Source organism: Celeribacter persicus, from assembly GCF_003050785.1.
In the GTDB taxonomy this organism is placed as follows: Bacteria; Pseudomonadota; Alphaproteobacteria; order Rhodobacterales; family Rhodobacteraceae; genus Celeribacter; species Celeribacter persicus.
Map to the genome: position 1 here is coordinate 110,678 of NZ_QAOH01000008.1, position 15,597 is coordinate 126,274.

General features: G+C 60.6%; 14 protein-coding genes and 3 tRNA genes. 5 read left to right on the forward strand and 12 right to left on the reverse strand.

What is annotated here, in order from left to right; all coding sequences use genetic code 11:
* Positions 1-186 precede the first annotated feature (186 nt).
* Positions 187-270 (reverse strand) — tRNA-Tyr (locus C8N42_RS21620).
* A 155-nt stretch (positions 271-425) separates the two neighbouring features.
* On the opposite strand from C8N42_RS21620, the gene rlmB reads away from it, so the two are divergent.
* Entirely contained in the window at positions 426-1,226 is an 801-nt protein-coding gene (gene rlmB, locus C8N42_RS12030) for a 23S rRNA (guanosine(2251)-2'-O)-methyltransferase RlmB (protein ID WP_107816816.1), read from the forward strand.
* Between the two features lie 344 nt (positions 1,227-1,570).
* Positions 1,571-2,002: a CoA-binding protein gene (locus C8N42_RS12035; protein WP_107816817.1), complete on the forward strand. Its 432-nt coding sequence runs from the start codon at positions 1,571-1,573 to the stop codon at positions 2,000-2,002.
* A 29-nt stretch (positions 2,003-2,031) separates the two neighbouring features.
* On the opposite strand, the gene C8N42_RS12040 is transcribed toward C8N42_RS12035, so the two are convergent.
* The 3 genes from C8N42_RS12040 to hisA form a co-directional block, all read right to left on the reverse strand.
* A complete protein-coding gene (locus C8N42_RS12040) occupies positions 2,032-2,343 on the reverse strand; it encodes a phosphoribosyl-ATP diphosphatase (RefSeq protein ID WP_107816818.1) in 312 nt (103 codons plus the stop codon).
* 9 nt (positions 2,344-2,352) lie between these two features.
* Entirely contained in the window at positions 2,353-3,150 is a 798-nt protein-coding gene (gene hisF, locus C8N42_RS12045) for an imidazole glycerol phosphate synthase subunit HisF (RefSeq protein WP_107816819.1), read from the reverse strand.
* 138 nt (positions 3,151-3,288) lie between these two features.
* Positions 3,289-4,011 carry a 1-(5-phosphoribosyl)-5-[(5-phosphoribosylamino)methylideneamino]imidazole-4-carboxamide isomerase gene (gene hisA, locus C8N42_RS12050; RefSeq protein ID WP_107816820.1) on the reverse strand — a complete coding sequence of 241 codons (723 nt, stop codon included), beginning with the start codon at positions 4,009-4,011 and terminating at the stop codon, positions 3,289-3,291.
* 165 nt (positions 4,012-4,176) lie between these two features.
* On the opposite strand from hisA, the gene C8N42_RS12055 reads away from it, so the two are divergent.
* Positions 4,177-4,563 (forward strand): DUF2147 domain-containing protein, encoded by a 387-nt coding sequence (locus C8N42_RS12055; RefSeq protein WP_107816821.1) that lies wholly within the window; start codon positions 4,177-4,179, stop codon positions 4,561-4,563.
* 73 nt (positions 4,564-4,636) lie between these two features.
* Here C8N42_RS12055 and hisH read toward each other — a convergent pair whose 3' ends face one another.
* The 4 genes from hisH to C8N42_RS12075 all read right to left on the reverse strand — a co-directional run bounded on the left by hisH (position 4,637) and on the right by C8N42_RS12075 (position 6,271).
* Complete coding sequence (hisH, locus tag C8N42_RS12060) at positions 4,637-5,275, reverse strand: imidazole glycerol phosphate synthase subunit HisH (RefSeq protein WP_107816822.1); 639 nt, start codon at positions 5,273-5,275, stop codon at positions 4,637-4,639.
* 28 nt (positions 5,276-5,303) lie between these two features.
* The gene (gene hisB / locus C8N42_RS12065) at positions 5,304-5,891 is read right to left on the reverse strand and encodes an imidazoleglycerol-phosphate dehydratase HisB (RefSeq protein WP_107816823.1); all 588 of its coding nucleotides are present in this window, start codon (positions 5,889-5,891) and stop codon (positions 5,304-5,306) included.
* A 169-nt stretch (positions 5,892-6,060) separates the two neighbouring features.
* Positions 6,061-6,135, reverse strand: a tRNA-Gly gene (locus C8N42_RS12070).
* 61 nt (positions 6,136-6,196) lie between these two features.
* A tRNA-Gly gene (locus C8N42_RS12075) sits at positions 6,197-6,271 on the reverse strand.
* 289 nt (positions 6,272-6,560) lie between these two features.
* Between C8N42_RS12075 and C8N42_RS12080 the strand changes: the two genes are divergently transcribed.
* On the forward strand, positions 6,561-7,718 hold the full coding sequence (locus C8N42_RS12080; protein WP_107816824.1) for an NAD(P)/FAD-dependent oxidoreductase: 1,158 nt from the start codon (positions 6,561-6,563) through the stop codon (positions 7,716-7,718).
* A 28-nt stretch (positions 7,719-7,746) separates the two neighbouring features.
* Here the strand turns inward: C8N42_RS12080 and C8N42_RS12085 are convergent, their stop codons facing one another.
* The gene (locus tag C8N42_RS12085; protein ID WP_170109290.1) at positions 7,747-8,133 is read right to left on the reverse strand and encodes an MAPEG family protein; all 387 of its coding nucleotides are present in this window, start codon (positions 8,131-8,133) and stop codon (positions 7,747-7,749) included.
* A gap of 145 nt (positions 8,134-8,278) precedes the next feature.
* Complete coding sequence (locus C8N42_RS12090; RefSeq protein WP_107816826.1) at positions 8,279-8,842, reverse strand: helix-turn-helix domain-containing protein; 564 nt, start codon at positions 8,840-8,842, stop codon at positions 8,279-8,281.
* Positions 8,843-8,977: 135 nt separating this feature from the next.
* On the opposite strand from C8N42_RS12090, the gene C8N42_RS12095 reads away from it, so the two are divergent.
* On the forward strand, positions 8,978-10,135 hold the full coding sequence (locus C8N42_RS12095; protein ID WP_107816827.1) for a benzoate/H(+) symporter BenE family transporter: 1,158 nt from the start codon (positions 8,978-8,980) through the stop codon (positions 10,133-10,135).
* Positions 10,136-10,294: 159 nt separating this feature from the next.
* Here C8N42_RS12095 and C8N42_RS12100 read toward each other — a convergent pair whose 3' ends face one another.
* On the reverse strand, positions 10,295-13,738 hold the full coding sequence (locus C8N42_RS12100) for a pyruvate carboxylase (RefSeq protein WP_107816828.1): 3,444 nt from the start codon (positions 13,736-13,738) through the stop codon (positions 10,295-10,297).
* 235 nt (positions 13,739-13,973) lie between these two features.
* Entirely contained in the window at positions 13,974-15,515 is a 1,542-nt protein-coding gene (locus C8N42_RS12105; RefSeq protein ID WP_107816829.1) for an MDR family MFS transporter, read from the reverse strand.
* Positions 15,516-15,597: the final 82 nt, after the last annotated feature.

Sequence of the window (15,597 nt, forward strand, 5' to 3'; positions counted from 1 at the left end):
TAACGCGGATAACGTGTTTGCTTGGCGTTTTACGGGCGAAGCTGGAAGGCACCCGACTTTGCGGAGTGCGACGAGAGATCACGCTTTCGTGAGCGTTCGTCGTGCCGATGCAGGGAACTGACGCGTTAGGCGGCGATTAGACAACGCAGCCTTCCCGCCAAAATATCCAATGAAATCAAAGATAAGTGGTGGGCGACCCTGGAATCGAACCAGGCATGAGTCTCCTCGGCGGAGTTACAGTCCGCTGCCGCACCTTGCAGCCCGTCGCCCACTTTCACGCTGATCCGCGATTATTCACCGACCGTTTGCGTTCGTGTGGGCGGTGGATACAAGTGTGGTCGGGGGGCGTCAACAGGAAAATTGCTTGTGCTCGGAGATTGCGCGCGGCAGGAAGGGGAAACACGTCAAAGCGGGACATCAGAGCCATGAAAAAACCCAAATGGGTCGTCGAGAAAGAGCAAGCCAAACGCAAGGCGGCGCAGGAAACCGTCTGGCTTTTCGGATTGCATGCGGTGCGCGATGCGCTTGCGAACCCGGCCCGCGAAAAGCTGCGGCTTCTGGTGACGAAAAACGCGATGGCCAAGCTCGAAGCGGAGATTGCGGCCTCTGGTATCACCCCCGAGGAGATCGACCCGCGCAAATTCCACGATCCGCGCAACCACGGCGTGCCGGTCGATCCGGCCTCGGTCCATCAGGGTGCGCTCCTTGAGGTGAAACCTTTGAGTTGGGGTTCAGTCGAGGAAGTCTGCCTCGCGGCGGGCGAGGGTGCGCCGACGGTGGTTCTGCTCGATCAGGTGACCGATCCGCATAACGTGGGGGCGATTTTGCGCTCCGCCGAGGTGTTCGGCGCCGAAGCCGTCATCGCCACCGCACGCCACGCCGCCCCCGAGACCGGGGCGCTCGCGAAAACCGCCTCCGGCGCGCTGGAGCGGCAGCCCTACCTGCGGGTGCGCAATCTCTCGGAGACGATCGTCAAACTTCAGGAACTGGGGTTCACCTGTCTCGGTCTCGATGGCGAGGCGGAGGTGACGATTGATGCGGCGCTGGGCGATCTTAAGGGGCGTCCCGTGGCATTGGTGATGGGGGCCGAAGGGCCGGGGCTGCGGCAGAAAACCCGTGAAACCGTGGACGGGCTGGTGAAAATCCCCTTCGCGCGGGATTTCGGGTCGCTCAACGTCTCGAACGCCGCTGCTGTGGCGCTTTATGCCGCGTCCATGCGGGGCTGAAACACCGGGGAAAGCGCCCTGAGTTCACCATCGAGTTCACTCTGTGTTCACGTTTTTCTTACATGCTCTTCCATGTCGGGAACGACCACCTATTTGATATGGTGAGACGCGCATATTGGAACACGCGCGTTGTTCTCACTGTCCCTCGTTCCATACCTGTGCCCGGGCCTAGCGCCCGGGCTTTTTTTGTCAGTTTTGCCAGGGCACAAATTAAACCCGCGCCGGAGCTTTTTATACCTGAATGCAATCGAAGCTGAGGCCCGAGTTTTCTGTTTCGGCATGTTGGGGCTGACTGCGACACAGTCGGGCTTTTTTCTTTTTCAGAACGCGCTACTATCCTCACCATGCAACATGTTGACCAATTGACCGACACCGATATCGCCCGCATTCTCGGAGACACGAAAGTGATCGCCCTCGTCGGCGCGTCGCCCCGGCCCGAACGTCCCTCGCATCAGGTCGGGGAGTTTTTGGCCGCACGTGGGTATAAGGTGATCCCGGTCAATCCGGGACAGGTGGGGAAAGAGCTTTTCGGCCAGACCGTCGTCGCCTCTCTGTCGGAAATCGACGAGCCGGTGGACATGGTGGACATCTTCCGCCGCTCCGACGAGGTGATGCATGTGGTCGAGGATTCGCTTAAGCACCTCAAGGGGCTGAAATACATCTGGATGCAGCTTGGTATCGTCAACGACAAGGCCGCCGCTCTGGCCCATGCGCAGGGGGCCGAGGTGGTGATGGATCGCTGCCCGGCGATTGAAATTCCGCGGCTGGGGCTTTGAGTATTTAAACCATCAGAAAGCCAGCAGCATCAGCCGCGTGAGGCTTTCTCTGCGATGCCCGAAAGCCCTTGGCGACGGGCAAGCTCAGTCAGCACATCGTCAAGCGGAACATCGCGCGCGGCCAGCATGACCAGCATGTGATAGAGCACGTCTGCGGCCTCATAAGTGAGGTTTTCACGGTCGTTTTTCACTGCGGCGATGATCGCTTCCACGGCTTCTTCACCGAATTTTTCGGCGCATTTCTCCGGCCCTTTGGCGAGGAGTTTTGCGGTCCAAGAGCTTTCTGGATCGGCGGATTTTCGGGATTTGATGACCTGTTCGAGATCGTGCAACACAGACATATATGGTCCTCAGTTGAGACGCATGGGGATGCCCCGGGCGGCCATGTATTCCTTGGCCTCCTGGATTGTATAATCCCCGAAATGGAAAATGGAGGCGGCGAGCACGGCGCTGGCGTGGCCTTCGGTGACACCCTCGACCAGGTGATCGAGATTGCCGACGCCGCCGGAGGCGATGACCGGGATATTTACGGCATCGGCAATGGTGCGGGTCATCGGGATATTGAAGCCTGCCCGTGTGCCGTCGCGGTCCATGGAGGTCAACAGAATCTCGCCCGCGCCCTTCTTCTCGATCAGTTTGGCAAATTCCACGGCGTCAATCGGGTGACCGTCCTTGTCGAGCGCGGCTTTGCGGCCGCCATGGGTGAAGATCGCCCATTTCGTCGGGTTGCCCTCGGTATCCCACTCGATGGTCTTGGCGTCGATGGCGCAGACGATGCACTGGCTGCCGAAGTGATCGGCAGCACGCGCGATCACGTCCGGATCGGCCACGGCGGCCGAGTTGAATGACACCTTGTCGGCGCCTGCGAGCAGGAGGTTGCGCACGTCTTCGGTGGTGCGCACGCCGCCGCCGATGGTGAGCGGCATGAAACATTGCTCGGCGGTGCGGGTGGCAAGATCGTACATCGTGCCACGGTTTTCGTGCGTCGCGTGGATGTCGAGGAAACACAGCTCATCCGCGCCCGCCGCGTCATAGGCGCGCGCGCTTTCAACGGGATCGCCCGCGTCAATCAGGTCCACGAAATTCACGCCTTTCACCACGCGGCCATCGGCCACGTCGAGGCAGGGGATGATGCGGGTCTTGAGCATGCGCGTTTGCCTTTGAATTATAGGGCAGGGGGTACTCGCACCCCCTCTGGCCTTCGGCCATTCACCCCCGAGGATATTTCGGGACGAAAGAAAGACGGGTTCGTCTTAGTCCCCGGGGCCGGGCAATGCAATCGCCTGTCAGCTTTTGAGGATTTTGAGTGCTTCTTTCAGGTCAATCGCTCCATCGTAAAGCGCGCGGCCTGAGATCGCCCCGTTCAAAGGCGCGCCGCAGTTTTTGAGGTTTTCGAGATCGGCAATCGAGGACACGCCGCCCGACGCGATCACCGGGATCGACACGGCATTGGCGAGTGCTGCGGTTTCCTCAATGTTCGGCCCCTGCATCGCGCCGTCGCGGTTGATGTCGGTGTAGATGATTGCCGAGACGCCCGCGTCCTCGAAGCTTTTTGCGAGATCGGTGGCGTTCACATTGGTCTCTTCGGCCCAGCCCTTTGTCGCGACCATGCCCTTGCGCGCGTCGATGCCCACGGCGACATGGCCGGGGAAGGCGCGTGCCGCTTCGCGCACCAGATCGGGGTTTTCGACCGCCACGGTGCCGAGGATCACACGCTCAAGCCCCTTGGAAAGCCACATCTCGATGGTCTTCATATCGCGAATGCCGCCGCCCAATTGCGCGGGAACCTTGCATTGCTTGAGAATTTCCTCGACCGGGGCGGCGTTCACCGGTTCGCCCGCAAACGCGCCATTGAGGTCAACGAGGTGCAGCCATTCACAACCAGCCGCCACGAATTCCAGCGCCTGCGCCGCCGGGTTCTCGTTGAACACCGTGGCTTTCTCCATCTCGCCTTTGTAAAGCCGCACGGCGTTGCCGTCTTTCAGGTCGATGGCGGGGTAGAGGATCATGGGCGGGCGCTCCTGTCGTGAAACTGTTGCGCTCCCTTTGGCATGATTGTGCCGGAAATGCAAAACCCGCTTTGGCGCAATGTGCCGTTGCGTTAGTCTTGCCAGGAAACCGGTGTCCCGATCAGGATGCGGGCATCTCTGTGAGATATATTGGGAGGATATATCATGAAGCGATTTGCAACCGCAGCTCTGGCTGCGCTGACCCTTGCGGTCCCTGCCTTTGCCGCCGATCCGGTGGAAGGGACCTGGAAAACCGAGGTGGACGACGGGCATTACGCCTATATCGCCATCAAACCCTGTGGGGCGCAGATTTGCGGCACCATCGCCAAGGCGTTCGATGCCAAAGGCCCGGTCCAGTCCGACAATATCGGCAAACCGATCGTCTGGGACATGGTTCCGCAAGGCGGCGGCGCTTACAAAAATGGCAAGATTTGGCAGCCCTCGACGGGCAAGGTCTACAATTCCAAAATGACGCTGTCCGGCAATACCCTGACGGTCAAAGGCTGCGTCGGGCCGATCTGCAAGGGGCAGACATGGAGCCGTGTGCAGTAAACGCTTGATTCGAAACATGAAAGGGGCCTCTCGTGGGCCCCTTTGTCTTCTTCATGGTCTAAATACTCGCTCTCTACGGTTTCCAGCCGAGGAAGTTCGACACGATCCGGAGACCTGCCCGCTGGCTTTTCTCAGGATGAAATTGTGTACCGATCATGTTGCCCTTCGCCACGATGGCGGTGACTTCCTCGCCGTAATTCACATAGGCCAGACGATGCGCCGGGTCCGCCACCTTGAAATGGTAGGAATGGACGAAATAGGCGTGATCACCGGTGGCCACGCCGTTGAGCACCGGGTGATCCCCTTCGATATGCAGGTTGTTCCAGCCCATATGCGGCACTTTCAGCGCCGGGTCGGAGGGAGTGATCTTGACCACTTCGCCCCCGATCCAGTCGAAGCCCTTGGTTTTTTCATACTCAAGACCGCGAGTCGCCAGCATCTGCATGCCGATGCAGATGCCCATGAAGGGGCGGCCCTTCTGGGTCACCGCCTCCGAGATCGCTTCAAAAAGCCCTGTGTAATCGAAGAGCTGTTTCTTGCAGGCCGGAAAGGCGCCATCGCCCGGCAGGACGATGCGGTCGGCTTTCGCCACCACATCGGGTTCCGAGGTTACGACGATGGTGCCCTCACCGCGCTCGCGCGCCATGCGCTCGAACGCCTTGTGGGCAGAATGGAGATTGCCGCTGTCGTAATCGACGAGTGCTGTCAGCATGTCTTTGTCTCTTCAGGTGCGGATGCGCTCAGAGTGCACCCTTGGTCGAGGGCAGGCTGTCCGCCATACGCGGGTCGATTTCAAGCGCCATGCGCAACGCACGGGCGACCGATTTGAACGCGGCCTCGGCGATGTGGTGTGAATTGATCCCGTGGACCTTGTCGATGTGTAGGGTGATGCCGCCGTTCGTGGACAGCGCCTGAAAGAACTCGCGCACCAGTTCCGTATCAAAAGCGCCGATCTTGTCGGTCGGGAAATCGACATTCCAGACAAGGAAAGGCCGAGCCGAGAGATCGAGCGCGCAGGCGACCTGCGTGTCGTCCATGGCAAGCGCGAAGTGGCCGTAGCGATAGATGCCCTTCTTGTCGCCGACTGCGCGTGCGAGGGCCTGACCCAGCGCGATGCCCGTGTCCTCGACCGTGTGGTGATCGTCGATATGCGTGTCGCCCTTGGCGCGGACGGTCATGTCGATCAGCGAGTGGCGCGACAACTGGTCGAGCATGTGGTCGAAAAATCCCACGCCCGTCTGGTTGTCGTATTTGCCCGTGCCGTCGAGGTCGATCTCGACGGTAATCTCGGTTTCCGCGGTCTTGCGGCTGATCGTGGCTTTGCGCATGGGCTGTCCCTTTTCTCGCTTCATGCCGCTTATACGCGCCTCATGGCGGATTTGCCAATGGGCACGCCGCTTAAAGCGGTATGCATAAGGGGGCAGTATTTCTGGGCGTTTGGCGGGAGTGTTCGTGAAAATCAAAAAGCCTCCCGGAAGGGAGGCTTTTTCGAAGAATTGGAGCGGGTGATGAGATTCGAACTCACGACATTTACCTTGGCAAGGTAACGCTCTACCCCTGAGCTACACCCGCTCGCGTCCAGCCTGTGACATCGGCTCGGTTATGTCTCTCCGGTGGGTGACCGGAGGGAAGTTGGAGCGGGTGATGAGATTCGAACTCACGACATTTACCTTGGCAAGGTAACGCTCTACCCCTGAGCTACACCCGCGTCCTTCGGGTGAGGCGTGAGATATGAAATCCCGCCGGGTGCTGCAAGAGGAAAATCGCGCTTTCGGCGGATTTTTTCGCCCCGCGCGCAAAGGTCCCGGCTTTGGATCGAATATGTCAGCCCGCGCACGCAGCCGTGACCGGTGCGGCCAAGCTGTCGCAGGGACTTATGATATTTTTTGAATATATCTTTGATGTGGATTAAGGACAGAGCCCGCAAGTCGGGGTCTGATCCGGATCGGTTTCAAGCTCCGGCCGCCCTGGCCAGACAAGATTTCTCAGGTGCCCTCATGACGACCTCTAAAACCCATATCATGATCCTCGGCAGCGGTTTCGGCGCGCTGACCGCCGTGCGCGAAATCCGGAAAAAGAAGGTGCGCGCGCGCATCACCGTGGTGTCGCCGAACAACCATCTCACCTATCTGCCCAGTCTGATCTGGATGCCCTCGGGGCTTCGGAGTGCCGCCGACATCGACGTCGATCTGACGAAATTCTTTGCCCGCGAACAGGTCGACTGGCTCAAGGGACGGGTGGTCAATGTCCGCGACGAAGGCCGTACGGTCGACGTGGAGACAGATCGGGAGACCATCGTCGTCACCAATGACGTGCTGATCATCGCAACCGGCGGACGCTATCTCAAGAAACTGCCGGGCCTCGCAGAACATGCGATCATCCCCTGCGAAGGGGCCACCAAGGGCCAGCTTATCCACGACCGCATTCGCGACATGGAGGGCGGCACCATCGCCATGGGGTTCGGCACCAACCCGAAAGAGCCGCAGGCGGTGCGTGGCGGGCCGATGTTTGAATTCCTCTTCGGCATCGACACCATGCTGCGCCAACAGGGGCGACGGGACAAATTCCGCCTCGTGTTCTTCAACGGTTCGGACCGTCCGGGTCAAAGGCTTGGACCAAAGGCGGTCGACGGGCTTTTGCGCGAGATGTGGAAGCGCGACATTTCGGTGCATATCGGGGCCAAACCCCTGCGTATCGAGGCCGACAGGATCGTCACCGAGCGCGAGGAAATTCCCGCCGATCTGGTGCTCTTCATGTCCGGGCTGACCGGGCCTCTGTGGCTCGACAATACCGATTTGCCGCGCTCTTCAGGCGGGTTCATTCAGGCGGATGAGAAATGCCGGGTGGTCGGCTGGCCGAAGACTTATGTGGTGGGTGACACCGGGTCATATCCCGGCCCCGAATGGCTCGCCAAACAGGCGCATCAGGCCGATCTTCAGGCCGAGGCGGCGGTGGCCAACATCGTCGACGAGTTGGCGGGACGGGAACCGAGCCATAATTTCAAGGCGGAGCTTGTCTGCATTGTCGACTCGGTCAACAAGGGCATCCTTGTCTTCCGCAATCACAAACTGGCACTCACCCTGCCAAAATGTCGGGTGTTCCACTGGGCCAAGCGGTTTTTTGAGCGGCATTATCTCAAGGCCTATCGGAACTGAGAAAAGGGGGCCAGGCGGCCCCCTTCGTTTAGAAAATCGCCATCAGGATGTCAGCGACCGAGAGCACCAGAAGCAGGGCGAAGGTTGAGAGGATGCCGTATTTGCGGCCCCATTCCTTGTCGCCGCCCTGCATCCCGTAGGCGTGCAGCGCACGGGAGACGATCAGGACGATCCCGGCGAGATGAACGAGGAGGGCAGGTGCGCCCATGACCTCGAAACCCGCGATCAGGATCAGTGTCAACGGCGCATATTCATTGAAATTGCCATGCGCCCGGATGCGGCGATTGAGCGTGTCATCGCCGCCGTCGCCAAGCGCCTGTCGCAGGGTAATGCGCTGTTTGATCACGTAGAGCGACAGGTAAAGATAAAGCAGTCCGGCGAGGCCGGCGTAGAAAGCAGTCAGTGTCAGGGTCATTTCGATGTCTTCGGTTGGAGGATATCTGAACGATTTTTGTGCGATTGTAGCGAAACATATGCCGAAATCATTGTGTGTTGCCGCACAGTCCATGCGCAGGGGCTGCTCCGTGACCTGTCGTCGCGGGGCAGTTCTGGCCGTCGTCTCAGCCGTCGCTCAGCGACGTGCGCGGGTAATGGATCGTGTTGTGAAACTGCGCGATTTCGCCGGTGAGGTTGCGGTAACCATGTGGCTGATCGGCTGCAAAGCGCAGGCCATCGCCTGATCGCAAGACCTGCCAGTCGCCGTCCCGGAGCACCTCCATCGCGCCACGGGTGACGAAGACGTCTTCGACCACACCGCTGTCGTGCGGTTCCGAGACATGGCTCTGACCGGGTTCGAGCGTCATCAGGAAGGTTTCGGACCCGAAGACAGGGTCGAAGGGGAAGACCGTCTGATAGCCGATCGTCGCACCGAGCGCTTTGGGATGGGGCAGGGCGGGGGTGAAGCTTCCGGTGGTCTGCACCCGGTCTTCGAGAAAGGCGGTGAGCGGCAGGTGAAACCCTTTCGCGATCTTCCAGAGTGTTGCAAGCGTCGGAGAGGATTCTCCGCGTTCGATTTGGCCCAGCATGGCCTTGCTCACCCCCGTCATCTCTGCGGTCCGGGCAAGGCTGAGGCCTGCACGCATACGGGCAGCCTTGAGATTGATCTGGATTTTCTCTTCGCTCATGAGGGTCCGTGCGCGGCTCTCGCATTGTCTCTTGTGCGCTATAACGTCCATACGTTATAGCGATCATGGCCGTTATAACGCACGACTTGCGGCCTGCCAAACGCTTCCTGCCCAAACCTCGTGGAAAGGCTGCCCATGTTCGGACTGAAACTCTCTCATATCGTCGCGGGCGCGGTCGCCGTGCTTCTGGGCTATACCAGCAGCGCGGCGATCATCTTTCAGGCCATCGACACGCTCGGCGCGACACAGGCCGAGGCGAACAGTTGGATGCTGGTGCTGGGGCTCGGTATGGGACTGTCGACCCTGATCCTTGCGTTGCGCTACCGGATGCCGATCCTCACGGCCTGGTCGACACCGGGGGCGGCGCTTCTGGCGGTCAGCCTTGCGGGGGTGTCTGTGCCCGAGGCCATCGGTGCCTTTGTCTTTTGTGCCGTGCTTCTGACCCTGACCGGCGTCACCGGCTGGTTCGAGAAAATCTCCCATCTGATCCCCGAGGCCATCGGCAATGCCATGCTCGCGGGCATCCTGTTCCGTTTCGGTCTCGGCGTGTTTGCGTCGATGGAGGAGAACCTGCCGCTGGTGATCTCCATGTGCGCCACTTATCTCGCCGGGCGGCGGTTCTTTGCGCGCTTCGCCATTCCGGCGGTGCTTCTGGTCGGGGTCGTGTTCTGTGCCCTCACGGGGGCGTTCGACACCAGTCAGCATGTGGCCTTCGAGATCGCGAAACCGGTCTTTGTCATGCCGGAGTTCTCGCTGGCCGTGCTGATCGGGGTGGGGGTGCCGCTTTATATCGTCACCATGAGCTCGCAAAACGTCCCCGGCGTGGTGACGCTCAAGGCCGCGGGTTACGCGCCGCCGGTCTCAAACGCGATCACGGTGACGGGGCTGACCTCCCTGATCCTCGCCCCCTTCGGCGGCTATGCCTTCAACCTCGCGGCCATCACGGCAGCCATCGTTGCCGGACCCGAGGCGGATGAGAACCCGGTGACGCGCTACAAGGCCGCCGTGGCGACCGGTGTGATCTATTGCATCGTGGGGCTTCTGGGGGCGGCGGTGATCGGTCTGTTCCTGATCGCGCCGAAAGCTTTGGTGGTCACTGTCGCGGGGCTGGCACTTTTGAACACGATCTCCGCCAGCCTCACAGCGGCGCTCAGGGAGCCGGATCAGCGCGAGGCCGGTCTTGTCACCTTCATGACCACAGTTTCGGGGATCACATTCCTTGGCATCGGCGCGCCGCTCTGGGCGTTGATCTTTGGCGGGCTGACATCCTTGGTGCTGACACGCAAGACATGAAAAAAGCCCCGCTTAAAGCGTCCTGCCTTTAACCTGAGACATCAGATAAAGGCAGGGCGCGTGCAACGTTCGTATGATGCACGGCGTTCGGCCAAAAGCTGTGCTTCAGTTTTTTGGTCGAACGCTTTAGCGGGGCTTTTCCTTTTATCGTTCTAAGTCTCACTCGAACTCGACCAGCAAATCCTTGGCGTCGATCTGACTGCCCGGGGTGACGTGGATCGCCTTGACCGTGCCGTCCTGATCGGAGGTGATCGAGGTTTCCATCTTCATCGCCTCGATGGTCAGGAGCACATCGCCCTTCTTCACCGTCTGGCCGGTCGTGACCGCAACCGTGGCGACAACGCCCGGCATCGGCGCGCCGATGTGTTTCGGGTTGCCGACCTCGGCCTTCGGGTTCGCCTTGACGGAGGCGACGGCGGAGCGGTCCTTGATCCGCACCGTGCGCGGTTGGCCGTTCAGTTCGAAGAACAGTTTCACCTCGCCCGTCTCGGTGATGTCGGAGATCGCCTGACAGCGGATTTCAAGCGTTACGCCGGGGTCGATGGTGGCGGAAATCTCCTCGCCCTCTTCCATGCCGTAGAAGAAGTTCTTGGTCGGCAGGGTGCGCACCGGCCCGTATTGTTCGTGGCGGGTGACGTAATCGGTGAAGACTTTCGGGTACATCAGGTAGCCGTTGAAATCCTCGTCGTCGAACTCGACATCCGGGAACTTCGCGGCAAGTTCGGCGCGCAGCGCGTCGAAATCGGCGGGTTTGAGGTGTTTGCCCGGACGTTCGAGATTGGGTTTCTCCTTGCCCAGCACTTTCTTGACGATGGTGTCGGGGAAACCGCCCGGCGGCTGGCCGAGATTGCCGCGCATCATGTCGATCACGGAATCCGGGAAGGCCACATCGACCTTCGGGTCCTCGACCTGCGCGCGGGTGAGGCCTTGCGACACCATCATCAGTGCCATGTCACCCACGACCTTGGACGAGGGCGTCACTTTCACGATATCGCCGAACATCATGTTCACATCGGCATAGGCTTGCGCCACCTCATGCCAGCGCTCTTCGAGACCCAGAGAACGGGCCTGCGCCTTGAGATTGGTGAACTGACCGCCCGGCATTTCGTGCAGGTAGACCTCGGAGGCGGGGGCCTGAAGGCTCGATTCAAAGGCTGCGTAATGGGCGCGCACGGCCTCCCAATAGTTCGACATTTCCCGGATCGCGCCGACATTGAGCCCGGTATTGCGCTCGTGGAAGCGCAGCGCTTCGACGATGGAGCCAAGCGTCGGCTGGGAGGTGTTGCCGGAGAGCGAATCCATCGCCGCGTCCACCGCATCGACACCGGCCTCGGCCGCCGCCAAAACGGTCGCGATGGCGGCACCCGAGGTGTCATGGGTGTGGAAATGGATCGGCAGGCCGACCTCTTCCTTGAGCGCCTTGACGAGCATCCCTGCCTGTGTCGGTTTCAACAGGCCCGCCATATCCTTGAGGCCCAGCACATGCGCGCCTGCAGCCTCAAGTTCCTTGGCCATTTTGACATAGTAGTCGAGCGTGTATTTCGGTCGTGTCGGGTCCAGAAGATCGCCGGTATAGCAGATTGTGCCCTCACAGACCTTGCCGGATTCAATGACCGCATCCATTGCGACGCGCATGTTCTCGACCCAGTTGAGACTGTCGAAGACGCGGAACACATCGACGCCGGTCTCGGCGGCCTGGCGCACAAATTCCTGCACCACATTGTCGGGGTAGTTGGTGTAGCCCACGCCGTTCGAGGCGCGCAAAAGCATTTGCGTCATGATGTTCGGCATGCGCTCGCGAATGTCGCGCAGGCGTTGCCAGGGGCATTCCTGCAAGAAGCGGTAAGCCACATCGAACGTCGCCCCGCCCCAGCATTCGACGGAGAACAGCTCCGACAGGTTCGCCGCATAGGCGGGGGCGGCGTTGATCATGTCGATCGACCGCATCCGGGTCGCCAGAAGCGACTGGTGTCCGTCGCGCATCGTGGTGTCGGTGATCAGCAGTTTCTTTTGCCCGAGCATCCAGTCCGCCACCGCCTGTGCACCGTGCTCATCAAGCAATTGCCGCGTGCCCATGGGCGGGTTTTCCGCCCTGAGTTTCGGCACCACGGGTTTGCGGGCATCTGCGGCGGGTTTGGCGCGACCCAACGTCTCCGGGTGGCCGTTCACCGTGATCTCGGCGAGATAGGTCAGGATTTTCGTCGCCCGGTCGCGGCGCTGTTTGAAGTCGAAAAGCTCGGGCGTCGTGTCGATGAATTTCGTGGTGTACTCGTTCGACAGGAACGTGGGGTGTTTGAGCAGGTTTTCGACAAAGGCAATGTTGGTCTGCACGCCCCGGATGCGGAATTCGCGCAACGCCCGGTCCATGCGGGCAATCGCGGCTTCGGGCGTGCGCGCCCAGGCGGTCACTTTTGTGAGCAGGCTGTCGTAATAGCGCGTGATCACAGCCCCCGAATAGGCTGTGCCGCCATCGAGACGAATACCCATGCCGGTTGCGGAGCGATAGGTGGTGATCCGGCCATAGTCGGGGATGAAATTGTTCGTCGGGTCCTCGGTCGTCACACGACATTGCAACGCATGGCCGTCGAGCTTGACGTCATACTGGCTGGCGACGCCTGTCGCTTCCATGAGGCTCTTGCCCTCGGCAATCAGGATTTGCGCCCGAACGATGTCGATGCCGGTGACCTCCTCGGTCACCGTATGCTCCACCTGCACGCGGGGGTTCACCTCGATGAAGTAGAACTTGCCGCTTTCCATATCCATCAGGAATTCGACGGTGCCCGCGCATTCGTAATTCACATGCTCACAGATGCGCTTGCCGAGGTGACAGAGCTCTTCGCGCTGCGCAGGCGAGAGATAGGGGGCAGGGGCGCGCTCGACAACTTTCTGATTGCGGCGCTGTACGGAGCAATCGCGCTCGTAGAGATGGTAGATATGGCCGTGCTGGTCGCCGAGGATTTGCACCTCGACGTGACGCGCCTTGATGATCATCTTCTCCAGATAGCCCTCGCCATTGCCGAATGCGGCTTCGGCCTCGCGGCGGCCTTCCCTGACCTTTTCCTCAAGCTCTTCGGCGTTCATGATCGGCCGCATCCCGCGCCCGCCGCCGCCCCAGGAGGCCTTGAGCATCAGCGGGAAGCCAATCTCGGCAGCTTCCTTGCGGATCGCGTCGAAATCGTCGCCAAGCACTTCGGTCGCCGGGATCACCGGCACGCCCGCCTCGATCGCCACCTTGCGTGCAGAAGCCTTGTCGCCCAACTGCCGCATGGTCTTGGCCTTCGGGCCGATGAAGGTGATGCCCGCCTCGGTGCAGGCATCGACGAAATCGGGGTTCTCGGAGAGGAGGCCATAGCCCGGGTGGATTGCATCGGCGCCCGAAAGCTTCGCCACCCGGATGATCTCCGGGATCGAAAGATAGGCGGCCACCGGCCCCATGCCTTCGCCGATCTTATAGGCCTCGTCCGCCTTGAAACGGTGCAGCGAAAGCTTGTCCTCTTCGGCATAGATCGCGACGGTACGCTTGCCCAACTCGTTGGCGGCGCGCATCACCCGGATGGCGATCTCTCCCCGGTTTGCGATCAGAACTTTTTGAAAATCGGCCATGGCAAGCTTCCCCTCTTGCTGCTTTTCCCATCAGGTTAGGGATTTCTGCGGTGCAGTAAATCCCCAAATCCCCGGAATGGACCGGTTATGGCTGAGATGGGTGAAAAGAAAAACCGATTTTTTGACGCAGCTCTGTAATGACAGGGAAATTTGCATGATTTGCAAATCAAATTCAGTTCCTTAGCAAAGGTGTTTTGCCGAGATGGGGGGCTTTGCAAAGGCTTTCGCCGGAGAATCACCCCTCCGAGGCATGTCCTGCGGCACTGCGCGAGCGCAATGGAATTTCCTTGAGGAACAGAGCGAGTGCGAGGCCACAGAGCGCAAGTCCCGCCGCGATCCAGTAGACCGGGTGCAGGGCACTGGAGATCGTGTTGCCGATCAGCGCGCGCGTGGCCTCGGGAAGTTGGGCAAGCACCTGTGGACCGAGTTCCGTGACATTGGACAGGCCTTCGACATGAGCCTCTCCCATCAGCGCGGTCATGCGGCTGGCAAACAGCGCGCCGAACAAAGCCACAGCGATGGAGGCCCCCACCTGGCGGAACATCAGCCCGGCTGCGGTGGCAGTGCCGATCTGATGGCGATGAACGGCGTTCTGCACGGCGGTGGTTGTCACCGGGAAAATGCAGCCCATCCCCATGCCAAGCCCGGCGAGCGACAACCAGAGCGACCATGGGGCCATCTCCGGTGACAGGCGCGTGAGCGACAAAAGCGAGAGGGTCGCGAAGGTCAGACCAATGACCGGCAGGAAACGATAGCGCCCTGTGCGGCTCATGTATTGGCCGGAGACGGTGGAGGCGGCGAGGATGCCGAAGGTCATCGGAATGAGTTGCAGTCCCGATTGCGTGGCGCTCGCCCCCTTGGCCATTTGCAGGAAGACCGGGATGAAGGTCAGCGCCCCGAACATCAGCGCGCCGGAGACAAAGGAAATCGCGGAAGAGATGGTGAAGACATTCATCTTGAAAAGCCCGATGGGCAGGATCGGCTCGGAGGCTTTCTGTTCGATCAGGACAAAGCCGAGGGTCGAGGCAAAAAACAGTGTGATCAGTGTCAGCCCGATGGGAGAGCTCAGGGCGAACTCCTTGCCGCCCAGAGCGGTGAGCAGCACGATGGACGACAGCGACAGGGTGAGCGCCAGAGCGCCCGCGTAGTCGATCTTGTGTCCGACGCGCTCCGGGTGAGCCTTGAAGCCGAAGATGAAGCCCGCGAGCGCCAGCGCGCCAAAGGGCAGGTTGATGAAGAAGATCCAGTGCCAGGACAGTGCATCGACAAACCAGCCGCCCAGAAGCGGACCGGCGACGGAGGACACACCGAAGACACCCGCAAAAACGCCTTGCACCTTGCCGCGTTCCTTCGGCGGAATCACGTCGCCGATGATCGAGAGCGCAAGGACGAACAGCCCGCCGCCGCCAAGGCCCTGAAGCGCGCGGGCCGCGATGAGGAAGCCCATGGAGCCGGAAAGGCCGCAAAGTACGGAGCCGGTGAGAAACACCGTCACCGAGAAGATCACCACATTGCGCCGCCCATAGAGATCGCCAAGCTTACCGTAAAGCGGCGCGACCACGGTGGAGGCGAGGATATAGGCCGTGACCACCCAGGACAGATGCTCCAGCCCGCCGAGATCGGCGACGATGGTCGGCAGCGCGGTCGAAACGATGGTCTGATCGAGCGAGGCCAGCAGCAAAAGCACCGCGACGGAGGCGATGACCAGACCGACGGAACTGTGCTCCGGGGCGCGCGGGACCTCTTGGGTGGGGGACAGGCTGTGCGTTTGCGACATGGGAACTCCTTTGGCCCCGGTCTTTGCGGGGGCTTTGGCAGGGAGGTAGCGCCTGCATCAATATGTGTCAATAGCACATAAG